At 71.4% G+C, this 15,943-nt stretch carries 17 protein-coding genes; 3 read left to right on the top strand and 14 right to left on the bottom strand.

Annotated elements, in window-relative coordinates; genetic code table 11:
* Nucleotides 1-53: 53 nt before the first annotated feature.
* Nucleotides 54-380 carry a putative quinol monooxygenase gene (locus tag ABD691_RS20810; protein ID WP_344682166.1) on the top strand — a complete coding sequence of 109 codons (327 nt, stop codon included), beginning with the start codon at nucleotides 54-56 and terminating at the stop codon, nucleotides 378-380.
* A gap of 195 nt (nucleotides 381-575) precedes the next feature.
* Here ABD691_RS20810 and ABD691_RS20805 read toward each other — a convergent pair whose 3' ends face one another.
* The 8 genes from ABD691_RS20805 to ABD691_RS20770 all read right to left on the bottom strand — a co-directional run bounded on the left by ABD691_RS20805 (nucleotide 576) and on the right by ABD691_RS20770 (nucleotide 9,012).
* Nucleotides 576-1,325, bottom strand: a complete 750-nt coding sequence (locus tag ABD691_RS20805) for a YebC/PmpR family DNA-binding transcriptional regulator (protein ID WP_344682164.1) — start codon at nucleotides 1,323-1,325, stop codon at nucleotides 576-578.
* Nucleotides 1,326-1,376: 51 nt separating this feature from the next.
* Nucleotides 1,377-2,021, bottom strand: coding sequence for a pyridoxal 5'-phosphate synthase glutaminase subunit PdxT (pdxT, locus tag ABD691_RS20800; RefSeq protein WP_344682163.1), 645 nt, complete (start codon nucleotides 2,019-2,021; stop codon nucleotides 1,377-1,379).
* 15 nt (nucleotides 2,022-2,036) lie between these two features.
* Nucleotides 2,037-3,353, bottom strand: coding sequence for an amino acid permease (locus ABD691_RS20795; protein ID WP_344682358.1), 1,317 nt, complete (start codon nucleotides 3,351-3,353; stop codon nucleotides 2,037-2,039).
* Between the two features lie 240 nt (nucleotides 3,354-3,593).
* Nucleotides 3,594-4,265 (bottom strand): response regulator transcription factor, encoded by a 672-nt coding sequence (locus ABD691_RS20790; RefSeq protein WP_344682161.1) that lies wholly within the window; start codon nucleotides 4,263-4,265, stop codon nucleotides 3,594-3,596.
* Complete coding sequence (locus ABD691_RS20785; RefSeq protein ID WP_344682159.1) at nucleotides 4,262-5,725, bottom strand: sensor histidine kinase; 1,464 nt, start codon at nucleotides 5,723-5,725, stop codon at nucleotides 4,262-4,264. Before ABD691_RS20785 ends, ABD691_RS20790 begins: the two co-directional genes overlap by 4 nt.
* On the bottom strand, nucleotides 5,715-6,107 hold the full coding sequence (locus ABD691_RS20780) for a hypothetical protein (protein ID WP_344682158.1): 393 nt from the start codon (nucleotides 6,105-6,107) through the stop codon (nucleotides 5,715-5,717). Before ABD691_RS20780 ends, ABD691_RS20785 begins: the two co-directional genes overlap by 11 nt.
* A gap of 112 nt (nucleotides 6,108-6,219) precedes the next feature.
* Complete coding sequence (locus ABD691_RS20775) at nucleotides 6,220-8,463, bottom strand: SulP family inorganic anion transporter (protein ID WP_344682157.1); 2,244 nt, start codon at nucleotides 8,461-8,463, stop codon at nucleotides 6,220-6,222.
* A gap of 225 nt (nucleotides 8,464-8,688) precedes the next feature.
* On the bottom strand, nucleotides 8,689-9,012 hold the full coding sequence (locus tag ABD691_RS20770; protein ID WP_344682156.1) for a hypothetical protein: 324 nt from the start codon (nucleotides 9,010-9,012) through the stop codon (nucleotides 8,689-8,691).
* Between the two features lie 364 nt (nucleotides 9,013-9,376).
* On the opposite strand from ABD691_RS20770, the gene ABD691_RS20765 reads away from it, so the two are divergent.
* On the top strand, nucleotides 9,377-10,699 hold the full coding sequence (locus ABD691_RS20765) for a phytase (RefSeq protein WP_344682154.1): 1,323 nt from the start codon (nucleotides 9,377-9,379) through the stop codon (nucleotides 10,697-10,699).
* 32 nt (nucleotides 10,700-10,731) lie between these two features.
* Here ABD691_RS20765 and ABD691_RS20760 read toward each other — a convergent pair whose 3' ends face one another.
* Together ABD691_RS20760 and ABD691_RS20755 are read right to left on the bottom strand one after the other, a co-directional pair.
* Entirely contained in the window at nucleotides 10,732-11,040 is a 309-nt protein-coding gene (locus ABD691_RS20760; RefSeq protein ID WP_344682153.1) for an AzlD domain-containing protein, read from the bottom strand.
* Nucleotides 11,037-11,738 carry an AzlC family ABC transporter permease gene (locus ABD691_RS20755; RefSeq protein WP_344682151.1) on the bottom strand — a complete coding sequence of 234 codons (702 nt, stop codon included), beginning with the start codon at nucleotides 11,736-11,738 and terminating at the stop codon, nucleotides 11,037-11,039. Before ABD691_RS20755 ends, ABD691_RS20760 begins: the two co-directional genes overlap by 4 nt.
* 70 nt (nucleotides 11,739-11,808) lie before the next feature.
* Between ABD691_RS20755 and ABD691_RS20750 the strand changes: the two genes are divergently transcribed.
* Nucleotides 11,809-12,369 carry a helix-turn-helix domain-containing protein gene (locus tag ABD691_RS20750; RefSeq protein WP_344682150.1) on the top strand — a complete coding sequence of 187 codons (561 nt, stop codon included), beginning with the start codon at nucleotides 11,809-11,811 and terminating at the stop codon, nucleotides 12,367-12,369.
* Nucleotides 12,370-12,372: 3 nt separating this feature from the next.
* Here ABD691_RS20750 and ABD691_RS20745 read toward each other — a convergent pair whose 3' ends face one another.
* The 4 genes from ABD691_RS20745 to pdxS form a co-directional block, all read right to left on the bottom strand.
* Nucleotides 12,373-12,765 carry a VOC family protein gene (locus tag ABD691_RS20745; protein ID WP_344682148.1) on the bottom strand — a complete coding sequence of 131 codons (393 nt, stop codon included), beginning with the start codon at nucleotides 12,763-12,765 and terminating at the stop codon, nucleotides 12,373-12,375.
* A gap of 74 nt (nucleotides 12,766-12,839) precedes the next feature.
* Nucleotides 12,840-13,679 carry a helix-turn-helix domain-containing protein gene (locus ABD691_RS20740; RefSeq protein WP_344682146.1) on the bottom strand — a complete coding sequence of 280 codons (840 nt, stop codon included), beginning with the start codon at nucleotides 13,677-13,679 and terminating at the stop codon, nucleotides 12,840-12,842.
* Nucleotides 13,680-13,706: 27 nt separating this feature from the next.
* On the bottom strand, nucleotides 13,707-14,864 hold the full coding sequence (locus ABD691_RS20735; protein WP_344682145.1) for a glycosyltransferase: 1,158 nt from the start codon (nucleotides 14,862-14,864) through the stop codon (nucleotides 13,707-13,709).
* 134 nt (nucleotides 14,865-14,998) lie between these two features.
* Nucleotides 14,999-15,877: a pyridoxal 5'-phosphate synthase lyase subunit PdxS gene (pdxS, locus tag ABD691_RS20730; protein WP_344682143.1), complete on the bottom strand. Its 879-nt coding sequence runs from the start codon at nucleotides 15,875-15,877 to the stop codon at nucleotides 14,999-15,001.
* Between the last annotated feature and the right edge of the window lie 66 nt (nucleotides 15,878-15,943).

The raw sequence follows: 15,943 nt of genomic DNA, 5'->3' as shown, positions 1-15,943 counted from the left end.
CGGCGGTCGGTTACGGTTGGGCCGCATCCGACAAGATCGATCAAGGACCGTCGATGATCTTCATTACCGCCAGGTTCCGGGTCCGGCCCGAGCACGCCGAGCAGTGGCCCGAGATCACCAGGGAGTTCACCGAGGCGACCCGCGCCGAGCCGGGGTGCCTGTGGTTCGACTGGTCGCGCAGCATCGCCGACCCCGCCGAGTACGTCCTGCTGGAGGCGTTCCGGGACGAGGAGGCGGGTATCGCGCACGTGCAGTCCGACCACTTCCGGGCCGCGCAGGAGAAGCTGCCGCCCCACCTCGCCGAGACGCCGCGGGTGATCAACACGACCCTTCCGCAGAACGACTGGTCCGAGCTCGGCGAGCTGGCCGTCGACCGCTGACCGGAGCGCGGTGGGGCCGCACCGGTCCCACCGCGTTCGCTCGCCCGCACAGAGCATGGCCGCACAGGCGCTCGCGGTTCGCCGAAGATCGGCGCGAGGCCTCCCAAGCGCGCTCGTGCGGCGTCGAGCGCAGCACAACAAGAGCGGGGTGCGGCCGCCGTTCGGCCACACCCCGCCGCGAGGAACCTCGCAGGCTCAGCCGACCTCGGCCATGACCTCGTCGGACACGTCGAAGTTGGCGAAGACGTTCTGCACGTCGTCGCAGTCCTCCAGCGCGTCGATCAGCTTGAACAGCTTGCGCGCGCCGTCGGCGTCCAGCGGCACGTTCACCGAGGCCAGGAAGTTGGTCTCCGCCGAGTCGTACTCGATGTCGCTGGCCTGCAGCGCCTTGCGGACCTCGACCAGGTCGGTCGGCTCGGCGAGGATCTCGTAGCTGTCGCCGAGGTCGTTGATCTCCTCGGCACCCGCCTCCAGCACCGCCGAGAGCACGTCGTCCTCGCTCAGCCCGTTCTTGGGCAGGATCACCACGCCCTTGCGGTTGAACAGGTACGACACCGAACCGGCGTCGGCCATCGACCCGCCGTTGCGGGTCATCGCGGTGCGCACCTCGCCCGCGGCCCGGTTGCGGTTGTCGGTCAGGCACTCGACGAGCACGGCCACGCCGTTCGGGCCGTAGCCCTCGTACATGATCGTCTGCCAGTCGGCGCCACCGGCCTCCTCGCCGGCCCCGCGCTTGCGGGCGCGCTCGATGTTGTCCAGCGGGACCGAGTTCTTGCGCGCCTTCTGGATCGCGTCGTACAGGGTCGGGTTGCCCTCGGGGTCGCCCCCGCCGGTCCGCGCGGCAACCTCAACGTTCTTGATCAGCTTCGCGAAAAGCTTGCCGCGCTTGGCGTCGAGGGCGGCCTTCTTGTGCTTGGTGGTGGCCCACTTGGAGTGGCCGCTCATCTCTCCTCCGTCAAATTCTGTGACCGCACGACCGGTCGCGACGCGGTCCGGTCAGGACGCGCGGACGGTCTGCACGAAGTAGCGGTGCACGCGCTCATCCCCGCTGACCAGCTCCGGGTGGAAGGCGGTAGCGAGCACGGGCCCCTGCTGAACCGCGACGATCCTACCGGCGGCCGGTGTGACGCCGGTTCCACCGGGGGTGACCGTGGCCAGCACCTCGACGTCGGCGCCGATCTTGTCCACCCACGGCGCGCGGATGAACACCGCGTGCACCGGGCCGCCGGTGATCCCGGCGAAGTCCAGGTCGGCCTCGAAGGAGTCGACCTGGCGGCCGAACGCGTTGCGCCGCACGACGACGTCGAGCGCGCCGAGCGGTTTCACCGGCGGCACGTCCTGCTCGGCCCGGTCGTCGAGGACCGAGGCCGCCAGCAGCACCATTCCCGCGCACGAGCCGTAGGCGGGCATGCCCGCCGCCAGCCGCTCGCGCAGCGGGTCGAACAGTTCGAAGCTCTCCAGCAGGCGGGTCATCGTGGTCGACTCCCCGCCGGGCAGCACGAGGCCGTGCACGGCGGCGAGCTCCTCCGGCCGCCGGACGGGCCGGGCGTCGGCGCCGCTGCGCTCCAGCGCGGTCAGGTGTTCGGCGACGCCCCCCTGCAGGGCGAGCACTCCGATTGCGGGTTTTGGCACGTCACCCATTGTCCAGCACGCGGGTCAGGTTGACGAAGCCCGGCCGCGCACCAGGCGCCAGCCGACCGCGACGGCGACCGCGACCACCGGCACCGCGTAGAAGGACCACCGCACCGCTGTCTCGTCGGAGAACCCGGCGAGCAGCACGATGAGCACGAGGAAGGCCAGCACCACCCAGTTCGTGTAAGGCGAGCCCGGCATCCGGTAGGCCGGGCGCACGAGTTCGCCGGAGGCGGCGCGTTTGCGGAGCCTGGTCTGCGCGTGGAGCAGCGCCGCCCAGGTCGCGATCACGCCCAGCGCGGAGATCGAGGTGGCGATGTCGAAGGCTTCCTTCGGCACGACGTAGTTGAGCAGCACCCCGGCCAGGAACACCGCGCCGGTGAACAGCACCGCGCCGTAGGGCGCGCGGCGGGAGTTCAGGCGCTCGGTGAACGCCGGTGCTTCGCCGCGCTGCGCGAGCGAGCGCAGGATGCGGCCGGTCGAGTAGAGCCCGGAGTTGCAGCTCGACAGCGCCGCCGTGAGCACGACGAAGTTCATCAGGTCGCCCGCCCACGGGATGCCGATGCTGGAGAAGACCGTGACGAACGGGCTCTGGTCGCCGTTGTAGGCGGTCCACGGCAGGACCATCGCCAGCAGCAGCACCGAGCCGACGTAGAAGACGCCGATCCGCCAGACCACGCTGTTGATCGCCTTCGGCATGACCTTGCCGGGGTCCTTGGTCTCCCCCGCGGCGATGCCGACCATCTCGATGGAGGCGTAGGCGAACATCACTCCCTGCAGGCTCATCAGCACCAGTGGCAGGCCGTTGGGCAGGAAGCCGCCGTGGTCGACCAGATTGTGCGGGCCCGCGGTGGTGCCGCCGACCTCGGCGTCGGTGAGCACCAGCGACAGGCCGACGGCCAGGAACGCGAGGATGGCCAGCACCTTGATCACCGAGAACCAGAACTCCAGCTCCCCGAACAGCCGCACCGACAGCAGGTTCACCGCCAACAGCACGACCAGGCAGATCAGCGCGGTCAGCCACTGCGGGAAGTCCGGGAACCACTTGGCGACGTAGATCCCGGCGGCGGTGATCTCGGCGATGCCGGCACCGGCCCAGTTCAGGAAGTACATCCACCCGGTCGCGAAACCGGCCCACGGGCCGATGAACTCGCGGGAGTACTCGACGAAGCTTCCCGCCACGGGGCGGTAGAGCACCAGTTCGCCCAGGGCGCGCATGACGAAGAACGCGGCGACCCCGCACAGCACGTACGAGAGCACCAGCGCGGGACCGGACTGCTCCATCCGGCCGCCGACCCCGAGGAACAGGCCGACGCCGATGGCGCCGCCCATCGCGATCATCTGGACCTGCCGGTTGCCCAGCCCGGCCGCATAGCCGTCGTCGGTGGTGGGCACCTCGTCGGTGGTGCGCACGTCGTGCGGCGAATCGGGTGTCGTGACCAAGGAACGGCCTCCCGTGCCGGGTTCGGATGGCCCAGCTCGTTACTACGTCCGGGTGTCACCCGGTTTGGCGTGGGAGACCCTAATCACCCGCGTCCGGAAGATCGCCACGGGGGTTAACGAGCGCTCACACCCCGGCGCTCAGTCCAGCCGGTACCCCTTGCCGCGCACGGTGGTGATGCGGTCGGCGCCGAGCTTGCGCCGCAGGTACCGGACGTAGACGTCGACCACGTTCGAGCCGGGGTCGTGGTCGGCGCCCCACACGGCCGAGACCAGGTACTCCCGGGTGAGCACCCGTCCGCGGTTGCGCAGGAGGACCTCCGCGAGCGTGAACTCCCGGGCGGTGAGGTCGACGATCCGGTCGTCGACGTGCATCTGGCGCAGCCGGAGGTCGAGCGCGAGCCCGCCGTGGCGCAGCAGGTGCGCCGCGGCGTCGTTGTCGTCCCGCAGCCGCAGCCGGATGCGCGCGAGCAGCTCCTCGAAGCGGAAGGGTTTGCTCATGTAGTCGTCGGCCCCGCCCTCGAGGCCCGCGACGGTGTCCTTGACGCCGCCGCGGGCGGTCAAGATGATCACCGGGGTTCTGCGGTCCTCCTCGCGAAGCCGCCGCAACACGGTGAACCCGTCCACGGAGGGCAACGCGATGTCGAGGACCAGGAGATCGTGTTCGCCCGATCTGGCTTGCACGTAGGCGTCCCGGCCGTCGGCGACGACCGTCGTGGCGTAGCCGCCCGCGCGCAGGCCGTCTTCCAGCAGCGCGGCGATCCGCCGCTCGTCCTCGGCGATCAGGATCTTCTGCCTGCTCGATGCGTTCATCGCGGAACCTGGGAGTGGCTGGTCGGGACGGACTCGCTGATGGGCAGTTCCAGCACGAACGTCGCTCCGGCTCCGGGCCGGTTGTGGAGCCGGACGCGGCCAGCGTGCGCTTCGGCGATCGCCTTGACGATCGCCAGTCCGAGCCCCGCCCCCTGGGAGTGCCGGGTGCGGGTCGCGCGGGCGAACCGGTCGAAGACGTGGTCCTGCTGGTCCGGCGGGACGCCCGGGCCGCTGTCGCGGACCCAGATCCGCGCGACCCGGCCGTCGACGTCGGAGCCGATCCAGATCGGGCTGTCCGGCGCGGTGTGCTGGACCGCGTTCTGCGCGAGCTGGATCAATGCCTGCGTGATCCGCTGGCGATCCGCGTGCAGCACCGCGGGCGGCGCGTCCGCGGGCTGGTCCAGCAGCCAGGTCCGGTCGGCCAGCGCCGAGGCCTTGACGAAGACCTCCTCGACCACCTCGGACACCTCGATCGGCGCCGGGAGCAGGAAGTCCGGCCGGTTCGCGGTGGCCAGCACCAGCAGGTCCTCGACCATCCGGCTCATCCGGTCGAGTTCGTCGGTGACCAGCTCGATCCGCGCCCGGCGGGCTCGCGGATCGGCGTCGACCAGTTCGAGGTTGCCGCGGATGATGGTGATCGGGGTGCGCAGCTCGTGGCCCGCGTCGTCGAGGAACCGCCGCTGCGTGGAGAACGCCTCCTGCAACCGGTCCAGCATGCGGTTGAACGTCTCGGCCAGCTGGGTGATCTCGTCGTCTCCCCGCAGCGGGATGCGCCGGGCGAGGTCGGACTCGGTGATCGAGTTGGCGGTGGCTCGCAGCAGCCGGAGGGGCGCGAGCAGGCGACCGGCGAACAGCCAGCCGACCACGGCGGCCATGAGCAGCGCCCCGAAGCCGATGAGCACGTCGGTGCGGACGGCGTCGAGGATCTCGGCCCGCTCCTGGTCCGGGTACGCCACCACGACGAAGGTGCCCCGCGCGGAGTCGGACGCCACCGCGACGGGCACGACGGCGTAGCGGACGCGGCCCGCCTCGGTCATCGCGTCGCCGTAGACCGGCCTGTCGGCGGAGACGAGCCGGGCCCGCAGCGCCGGATCGTCGAGGAGGTCGCCGCCCGGACCTGCCTCACCTGGCGGCAGCACCGAGCCGTCGACCAGCGCGAGGAAGGTCTGGTGCTCGTCGGGGACGACGGTGCGCAGCGCCGATTCCAGCAAGCCCCGCACGCTGGTCACCGGATGCGCGCTCATTTCGGCGTGGCTGGCGACGTACTTGCGGAACTCGCTCACCTCCTCGGCGAGCCGCACGTCGACCCGTTCCTCCAGCTGCGTCGTCAGGACGACGGCCATCGCGCTGGTGGTGACCCCGAGCGTGATCCCCACCAGGAGCAGCATCCAGGCCAGGATCCGCACCCGGGCGGACTGCAGGGCGCCCGTTCGCAGGCGAGTCCCGGGCTCAGTCGTCATCGCCGCCGCCGTCATCGCCGTCATCGCTGCCGGACGATGTGTCCTGCGTCGGTCGTGCGGACGTCGCCGGCCGCGGCACGGCGCTCGAAGTCCGGCGGGCGACCAGCTCGGTCGGCGGGGCGGGAGGAGCCGGCCGCACCGGTCGGTCGACTGGTCGGTCAACCGTCGCCGACGGCCGCGGGGCGGGCTCGCCGGTGCCGGACGTCGGTACCGGTGCGGCCGGGCGGCTCGGGACGAGGACGGTCTCGCCGAGGTGGGGCGGATCCTCATGCTCGGCCAGCACGACCAGCACGGCCGCGAACACGACCGCGGCCACCGCGAGCAGCAGGTGCGGCAGGCCGCGCCGCCCGATGCCGGCGGCGGTGCGGTGACCGTGACGCATCGATCGCTCTCCCCCACGTGGTTGAGCCGGGGCGGCGCGGGCAGAGTAACGCCGGAAACGCCGGTTTCCGGTTCCGCACGACAGGAGTTCGCCTGCCGTACGGAACCAGTTCTCAAACCGTTGCCAGCTCTCCCGACTGCGTCGTCTCCCCGACCGGGGTGAACTCGCCGCTCTCCCGGTCCAGCAGGTGGACCCGCGCGGTGGCGATGTCGAAGTACATCCCGACCAGCTCGAGATCGCCGCGGGCGACCCGTTCCCGCACACCGGGGTGGGTGAGCAGGTTGTCGAGCTGCTGGACCACGTTGGTGCGGCACAACGTCTCGTGGTCCGATCCACCGTTGTCCACTGTGGAGTCGACGCCGAACCGGGCCAGGCTGTGGGCGCCGTGGCCGAGCCACGAGTCCAAGCCGCCGCGGCCGAGCCGCGAATCCGGCCCGCTGTCGGCGTTGGCGCCACGGCCGTCCAGGACCGCCTTCATCGCACCGCAGCCGGAGTGCCCGCACACGGTGATGCTGCGGACGCCGAGGACTTCGGTGGCGTAGTCGATGGCCGCGGTCACCGAGAACTCCCCGGATCCGGCCGACGCCTCCTGGTACCGGGGCACGAGGTTGCCGACGTTGCGCACCTCGAACAGATCACCGGGACCGCTCGCCGTGATCAGGTGTGGCACCACCCGCGAGTCCGAGCAGGTGATGAACAGCTGGGACGGCGACTGGCCTCCGGCGAGCTGCTCGAACAGCTCCCGCATCTTCGGCGCCAGCCCGCGGTGGAACTCCTGGACGCCTTCGACCACCTGCTCGTGGGCGACCGGGTGGTGCGACCACGGCAGGAAGTTCGGCCTGGCGGGACCGGACTTGCGTCCACCGGCGCCGGTGGACGACGCGTTGCGGTACCAGGACTCGTGGATCTCGTCGATGTCGACCCGTCCGCCCAGCCGCTCGTGCGAGGTGCGCCAGTTGTGCAAGGACTCGAAGGCGGCGTGGTCGAGGAAGTCGACCGCGAGGTCCACGTCCACGTCCGCACCGGCCGGGATCTGGGCCAGCGCGCGGGACAGCTTGGGCACCGCGACGAAGGTCATGGAGCCTTCGACGACCACGTGCCAGCGCTGATCGCGGGTTTCGGTCCGGATCGTGCAGCGGGTGAGCCGGAACAGCGCGAGCAGGATCGCCGCGCCGATGCCCAGCAGGACGCCGTCCATGAGGTTCAGCTCCACGACACCGACCGCCGTGATGACGTAGAGCGGTAGCTCGCGGTGGCGCAGCAGCCCGCGGATCTCCTTGAGGTTCACCAGCTTGATGCCGATCATCACCAGCAGCGCGCCCAGCACCGAGGTCGGGATCTGCCGGAGCAGGCCCGCCGCCAGCGCGACGAACGCGAGCACCCAGACGCCGTGCAGGATCGCCGAGGCGCGGCTGCGCGCGCCGGCCGCGACGTTGGTCGAGCTGCGCACGATCACGCCGGTGATCGGCAGCCCGCCGAGGGCGCCGGAGACCATGTTCGCCAGGCCCTGCCCGACCATCTCCCGGTTGAGGTCGGCGCGCGGGCCGTCGTGCATCCGGTCGACGGCGACCGCCGACACCAGCGACTCGATGCTGGCGATCAGCGCTACGGTCACCGCGGCCAGGGCGAACCCGCCCCAGTCGCCGGGCAGCTCGGGCAGGACGTGCGCGCCCAGCAGGTCTTCGGGGATGTCCACCCGGGGAACGTCCAGCCCGGCGATCCACGCCGTGGCCGTGGCCAGCACGACCGCGACGAGCTGCGCGGGCACCACCCTGATCCGGCGCGGCAGCTTCGGCCAGCCGACGAGCACGGCGATCGTGAGCGCGCCCAGCCCCACCGCGGCGAGGTTGAGGTGGGCGAGCTGGTCCGGCAGCGCCAGCAGGCTTTCGTTGGCCGAGGTGTGCGGCTTGCCGCCGAGGACCACGTGGATCTGCGCCAGCGCGATGACGATGCCGATGCCGGCCAGCATCCCGTGCACGACCGCGGGCGAGATCGCCAGCGCCATCCGGGCGACCCTGGACAGCCCGAGCAGGATCTGCAGCAGCCCGGCGGCGACCGTGACGGCGCAGGTCACCGCCCAGCCCACCTCGTGCACCAGGCCGGCGACGATCACCGTCAGCCCGGCCGCGGGACCGCTCACCTGGAGGGCCGAACCACCGGCCATGCCCGCGACGACGCCGCCCACGACGGCGGCGATGAGCCCCGCCATGATCGGCGCTCCGGACGCGAGCGCGATGCCCAGTGACAGCGGGATCGCCACCAGGAAGACCACGATCGAGGACGCCAGGTCGTACCGGAGGTTGTGCCACCACCCGCCGGAAGTGCGTTGCGGGGATTCTTGGTCGATATGCGCCATGAATTCCTCCTGTGCAGGAAAATCGCGACGGAACGGAGCACGACGTCATCGGCGGCGGATCCGTCGAAGCCACCGGCGAACGCATTTCCGGCGGCGATGGAATGGAAGAAAAGCAAGGTGAACGACCCGTGACGGCGGGTCGACGGCGGCCTGATCGGATTCCCGGGGAAAACGGTCGATCTCATGAGAGATCTGCCATCTCCGCGCTCGGGAAACGTTTCACGCCTAGTAGAGCCCGAACGCGTGCGCAGCCGCGGCAGGCACGCCACCGGCCTGCAGGAATCCCAGCAGCGCACCGGTCACCGCCCGCCCCGCCGCCCACGACGCCTGCGCCCTGACCTCGGGGACGGACCGCGAAGCGCCCCACAGCACGGCCAGGCAGCAGATGATCCCGGCCAGGCCGAGTGCGACCGAGACCCAGCACAGCCTCGGGATCACCCCGACCACCACGGCCAGCGACCCCGTCACGGTCGCGACGAACACGTACCTCGCATCGGCTTTCCGCGGCCTCGGCTCGGCGGGCCTGCGTTGATCAGTGAGAACTGACATGTCTTTTCCCTTTCGCACGAACGATCCAGCTCATGCGACGGTCAGACTCGGCGTCATCGTCGGCGAACCGTCGGTCGCCGCCCCGCGGGTCCGGGCGGCCCGTAGATCGAAAGCCACGGTGGTGAACAGTTCGTGACCGCGGGCGAAATACCGGCGAGCGGGAGCGCGCACTGCCGCGGACGATCGGATGAGCGCTTTCCCATCCTCGGACCGGCGCGAGGAATGGGGGATTTTCTCTTCTTTTCGGCGAATCCGGTAAACCCGTTGGTTCCGGACGAGCACCTTGCACGACACGTCCGGTTCACCTGCCTGCGCTTCGATCTCGCGTGGAGAACTCAGCTCCACCTTCGACGAAGGAGATGGCATGGCACCGTCCCGCACGCCGTCGACCACCGTGGTCGCCGCGAGCGTTCTCGCGCTGCTGTTGACCGGCGCGCCGAGCGCGTCGGCCGACGACGAGCTCGGTCAAGCGCACGCCCTGTTCGAAACCGCGTCCAACTTCGACGACGAGGCCGGCGGTGACGCGGACGCCGACGATCCCGCGATCTGGCGGCACCCCGCCGCACCCGCCGACAGCGTCGTCGTCGGCACCTTGAAGAACGGCGGTCTGACGGTGTTCGACCTGCGGGGCCGGGAACTCCAGCGCATTCCGGCACCGGCTGCCCCGGCACCGGAGGCCGAGCCCGGGCGGTTCAACAACGTCGACATCGTCCAGGGGGTCCGGATCGGCGACCAGGTCGCCGATCTCGCGGTGGTGACCGACCGGGGTCGCGACCGGCTGCGGATCTACCGCATCGATCCGCGCGGTGCGAAGGCCGGTGCCGAGGTGCTGGCCGACGTCACCACCGACAGCGCGCCCCTGCTGTTCTCCGCGAACGAGGCCGAGGTGGACCAGCAGCACACCGGTTACGGCCTGGCCCTGCTGCCCGACCCGGCGGGCGGCGCGCCCCTGGTCGCGGTGAGCCGGCGCAGCGAGACGACCGTCGGCCTGTTCCGCCTCACCGCCGACGAAACGGGGAAGATCAGCTACGAGCGGGTCTCCGCGGTGGACCTTCCGGGCGAGTTCACAGTGGACGGCAAGCAGTGGACCCCCTGCGAGGAACCGGGCGTCCGGCCGCAGGTCGAGGGCATGGTGTTCGATCCCGCCGGAGCGCTCTACGCCGGCCAGGAGGATGTGGGCATCTGGCGCATTCCCCTGCGGGACAACGGTTTCGGTGAACCGGTGCTCGCCGAGCGCACCCGCGAGTACGGCCAGCCTGCCAGCTACGACGAGCAGACCGAGGAGTGCCAGGCCACCGGCCCCGCGTCACCGGAGGCCGGAAAGCACCTCAGCGCCGACGTGGAAGGGCTGACCATCGCCGCCAGCGGAACGCGGCGGAGCCTGGTCGTGTCCAGCCAGGGCGACAACACCTTCGCGGGCTACGAGATCACCAGCAGCGGTCTGGCCCACCAGGGCGGTGCGCAGGTCACCGACTCCAGAACGATCGACGGCGTGCAGGAATGCGATGGAGCGGCGGTGGTCACCGCCCCGTTCGGGCCGGACTACCCGCATGGTCTGCTCGTCGTCCAGGACGGCGACAACACGCCGGAAACTCCCGGCGAAGGCGGCGAGCCGCGGCCGGACACGAACTTCAAGCTCCTGCGCTGGGAGCAGTTCGCCGAAGCGGCCGGGCTGACCAAGGACTGAGCACCCGAGGCGGGCGGCCCGTGCCGCCCGCCTCAGGCCAGGCCGAACAGCCGCAGGCCCGCGGTGGTCAGCGCAGCGGCCAGCACCACGACGACGAACGGCGCGCGCCGCCAGGCGAGCACGCCGCCGACCGCGACCCCGGTCAGCCGGGCCCAGCCCGCGAAGCCGCCGCCCTCGGCGACCGCGCTGGTGACCACGAACGCGCCCAGCAGCGTGATCGCGGCGATCGACATCAGCCGCTCCCAGCGCTCGGAGAAGGTGATCCGGCCGCGCAGCAGCGGACCGGCCAGCCGCATCGCGTACGTCCCGGCCGCCAGCGCCAGCACCACGGTCATCGTCATCGCGCTTCCTCCCGCCGGTTCGGCAGCGGCAGCGCGGCGGCGACGCCGACCAGCGCGGCCATCACGGGCAGCCCCTCGGGCAGCACCGGCGTGGTGACGACCGCGATCAGCGCGCCGACGGCGACCGCGCGCAGCGTCGCGTGCTCGCGCAGCGACGGCATGATCAGGGCGAGCAGCGCGGCGGGCAGCGCCGCGTCGAGGCCGAGCGCGTCGGGATCGCCCATCTGCTGGCCCAGCAGTCCGCCGAGGAAGATCGACGGCGCCCAGGTGCAGTACAGCACCGCACCGGTGATCCAGTAGGCGCGCCGCTTCTCGGCGGGCGATTCCTGCGCGAGGGCGAAGGCGACCGACTCGTCGACCATCAGGTGGCTGCCGAGCAGCCGGGCGGGCCAGCGGCGGCCGACCAGGTCGCCGACGGCCAGGCCGAACGGGAAGTGCCGGGCGTTGAGCATCAGCCCGCCCAGGATCGCCGTGAGCGGCGCGGCGCCGGCGGTCATCAGGCCGACGGCCATGAACTCCGAGCCGCCGGCGAAGATCACCAGGCCCATCAGCGTGATCATCCAGAGCGGAACGCCCTTGGTCACGGCGATGGCGCCGAGCGAGAGGCCGACGATCGCCATGGCCGCCGCCATCGACGTCACGTCGCGCAGGAGCTTGTCGTGCCAGAGGCCCCGGCGCGTTCGCTGTAACGAACTCACAGTCCGTTATCCTGAACAAAGCACCCCTTGTTCGTCAAGGCGAACAAATGGACCGACGAAACGAACGAAGATGAGCGCGACCGAGAACACCCCCCTGGAGATCATCTCCGCCTCGCTGCGCCGGGAACGCGAGCGCGTCGGGCTGTCGCTGACCGACCTCGCCAAGCGGGCCGGGGTCGCCAAGTCCACGCTGTCCCAGCTCGAGTCCGGGTCCGGCAACCCCAGCGTGGAGACGCTGTGGGCGCTGGCCGTGGCCCTGGGCGTGCCGTTCAGCCGCCTGGTCGACCCGCCGACGCCGCAGGTGCGCGTCGTGCGCTCCGGCCAGGCGACGCTGGTGCGGTCCGAGCAGTCGCCGTACGCGGCGGCGCTGCTGTCGTCCTGCCCCGCAGGCGCGCGGCGCGACGTCTACCTGCTCCAGCTCGACCCCGGCGGAGTCCGCAACGCCGACGCGCACATCCCCGGCACGGTCGAGCACCTGATCCTCACCGCGGGCCGGGCGCGGGTCGGACCGGTGGAGAACCCCGTCGAGCTCGCGCCGGGGGACTACATCTCGTTCTCCGGGCACGTGCCCCACGTCTACGAGGCGCTGGAGTCGGGGACGACCGCCGTGCTCGTCATGGAGCACGTCTGAGGATCACTGCGGCTGGTAGGTGCCGAAAGCCCAGTGGTTCCCCTCGAAGTCGCGCGCGCTGTACTCGCGCGAGCCGTAGTCGGTGTCGCGGAGCTCCATCGTGATCTCGGCACCTGCCTCACGCGCCCGCGCGTAGTGCGCGTCGACGTCGGGCACCGCCACGTAAACCGTGAAGTGCGCGGCGCGCGGATCCGGGTCGGTCTCCGGGACGGAACCCTTCGGCGCGGAGCCGAACATGACCCGGCCCGCGCCCAGGCGCATCTCGGCGTGCGCGACGGTTCCGTCCGGGCCCGGCACCGACATGACCTGTTCGAAGCCGAACGCGTCGCGCAGCCAGGTCAGCGCCTTCTGCGCGTCGGTGTAGCGCAGTGCGGGAAAGATGTTCGGGTTGCTCATCGTGCTTCCTTTCGTCGCTTGTGGACTCGACGTTAGAAGAACCGGCCCGCGGCGGCTTGGAAGAAACTGAACCGTCAGGCGGGCTTGGGCAGGTCCAGCCTGTACTCGCTCCCCCACTGCGTCGGGGTGATCCCGGTCAGCAGCCGGAAGTCCCGGTTCAGGTGCGCCTGGTCGCTGTAGCCGCAGGACAGCGCGACGTCGCCGACGCGCAGGCCACCGCGTTCCAGCAGCCGGATCGCCCGCGTGCAGCGCAGCACCCTGGCCAGCGTCTTGGGCGGCACGCCGACGTGGCGGCGGAACTCGGTGACCAGGTAGCGGTGGCTGCACCCGAGCTCGTCGGTCAGCGAGCTGATCGCGATCCGCCCGTCGGTCTCGGTCAGCCGCCGCCACGCCCACGCCGCGGCCGGTGACGGTGCCCGGCCGCGGTCCAGGAGACCGGGCAGCACCCGGTCGAGGAGCGCGAACCGCGTCGGCCAGTCCGGCAGGTCCGCGAGCTGGTGCGCCAGCCGCCTGCCCGGCGCGCCGATGACGTCGCCGAGGTCGAGCGCCTGACCGGCCAGTTCGTCCATGGGCACGCCGAGCAGCCTGCTCGCGCCCGGCGGGGTCAGCGCGATCTCCAGCCCGTGCTGCTCACCGGTGTACTCGGTGACCGCCCAGGTGTCGTCGACCGGCGCGACGAAGCTGGTCAGCCGCAGCGGCGGGCCACCGGCCGGGTCGGCGACGTCGATCGTCGGGCCGAAGCTGAGGATCAGGGTGACGTCGCCGGTGGGCACCTCCCTGCGGCGGACCGGAGCCGAGGACTTCTCGCGATACCCCGTGTAGCTCCGGACGGCGCCGCGCAGCGCAGGCGCGGGAAGTCCGCCGACCAGCTCCCACCAGCCGTGTTCGGACTCCCCGCGCAGCACCTCGGGCACGCCGGCAACGGTAGCCGCCGCGAAGCCTCAGCGGGCGAGTTCGGGCAGCCGCCGCGCGACCTCGGAGGGGGCGGGCATCGCGGCGATCTCGGCCGCGATCCGCCGGACCGGCTCGTCGACCTCGCCGGCGCCGAGCAGCTTGCGCGCGCAGGTCGCCACGGCCTCCGCGCTGACGTCGTCGGGCTGCAGGCTCATCGCCGCACCCCCGCCGACGACCGCCTCGGCGTTGACGAACTGGTCCGCGCCCTGCGGGATGAACAGCTGCTTGACCCCGGCCCCCAGCGCGCCGAGCGTGGTGCCGGAACCGCCGTGGTGGACGACCAGGTCCAGGTGCGGCAGCAGGTCGGCCTGCGGCAGCCAGGACACGACGCTGACGTTGCCGGGCAGCTCGCCCAGCTCGGACTCCTCGACGATCCGCCCGCCCGAGACCAGCACCCGCACGTCCAGCGACGCCAGCCCCTCGATCGCCTTGCTCAGGACCGGCGCGCTGCCGAACGCGGTGCCCAGCGTCAGGTAGACCAGCGGACCGCTGCCCTCGGTCACCGCGGCGGGCAGTTCGCCGGGCTCGGCGTAGGGCACCGGGCGGAGCTCGATCCGGTCCCCGTTGGCGACGAAGTCGGGATGCTGTAACGACGGCGGGTAGATGTCCAGGTACGGGTTGCCCAGCCCGATCGAGTAGTCGCCGGAGGGCACCTCGACGCCGATTTCCGCGGCGAACGCGCCGAGCTCGTCGGTGATGAACGCGCTGAGCGACTCGTCCTGCGTCATCCGGCCGAACCCGTGGCACACGCCGGGAACCCCGGCCCGCCGCGCGGCCAGCCCGGCGCCCGGGTTGCCCGCTTCGTGCACCACCAGGTCGACGGTGGGCACCACCGGTTCCAGGTCGGCGGCGAACTGCCGGGGCATCTCCGAGCCGAACGCGCGACCGATGATCAGGTTGCGCTGCGCGGGATCCACCTCGCGCGCGTCGCCGACGCCCGCGATGGCGGTCGAAGCGCGGGCGAACGCGTCATGCATCGATCCGCCCGCGGAGACCGGGGTCAGGCCGAGCGATTCGAGCACGGGGTGGAAGTCCTCGCCGGTGCCGTAGAGGACCTCGTGCCCGGCGTCCCGGGCGGCCCTGGCCAACGGCAGCAGCGGATAGGTGTGTCCGTGGGAGGTAAGACTGGAGAAGAGAATGCGCACCCGGCCAGCTTACGCGCGCGATTCCCTTGGGGCGCACGGATTTTCGGTCCCGTGGGCGGCACGGATTCCGGCCCTGTCCGAACAGTGGCGGAAATCGGCGGGCGCCCGGTTTCGGCGGCCGGGCGCCCGCGGTCTCACCAGCCGCGCTGGGCGTAGCGCTGCTCGGTCGGCAGGTCCTCGACGTTGATGCCGACCATCGCCTCGCCGAGACCGCGCGAGACCTTGGCGATCACGTCCGGGTCGTCGTAGAAGGTGGTCGCCTTCACGATCGCCTCGGCCCGCTGGGCGGGGTTGCCGGACTTGAAGATGCCGGAGCCGACGAACACGCCCTCGGCGCCGAGCTGGCGCATCATCGCCGCGTCCGCCGGGGTCGCGATGCCACCGGCGGTGAACAGCACCACCGGCAGCTGCCCGGTGCGGGCGATCTCGCGGACCAGTTCGACCGGCGAGCGCAGCTCCTTGGCCGCGGCGTAGAGCTCGTCGTCGTCCAGCGTCGACAGCCGCCGGATGTCGGCGCGGATCTGCCGCATGTGCCGGGTGGCCTCGACGACGTTGCCGGTGCCCGCCTCGCCCTTGGAGCGGATCATCGCCGCGCCCTCCGAGATCCGCCGCAGCGCCTCGCCGAGGTTGGTCGCGCCGCAGACGAAGGGCACGGTGAACGCCCACTTGTCGATGTGGTGCGCCTCGTCGGCGGGGGTGAGCACCTCGGACTCGTCGACGTAGTCCACGCCCAGCGACTGGAGCACCTGGGCCTCGACGAAGTGGCCGATGCGGGCCTTGGCCATCACCGGGATGGACACGGCGTTGACGATGCCCTCGATCATGTCCGGGTCCGACATCCGGGCGACGCCGCCCTGCACGCGGATGTCGGCGGGCACCCGCTCCAGCGCCATCACGGCCACCGCGCCGGCCGCCTCGGCGATCTTCGCCTGTTCGGGGGTGACCACGTCCATGATCACGCCGCCCTTGAGCATCTCGGCCATGCCGCGCTTGACACCGTCGGTTCCGGTCACGGGCTTGTCCTGGGTCACGTTCGGCCTTTCTCGAAGTCAACGCACTGCCGGTCCCAGGCTAGGTCC

The organism is Saccharopolyspora taberi (genome assembly GCF_039534165.1).
Classification (GTDB): Bacteria; Actinomycetota; Actinomycetes; order Mycobacteriales; family Pseudonocardiaceae; genus Saccharopolyspora_D; species Saccharopolyspora_D taberi.
This window is presented reverse-complemented; position numbering and strand designations above follow the sequence as displayed.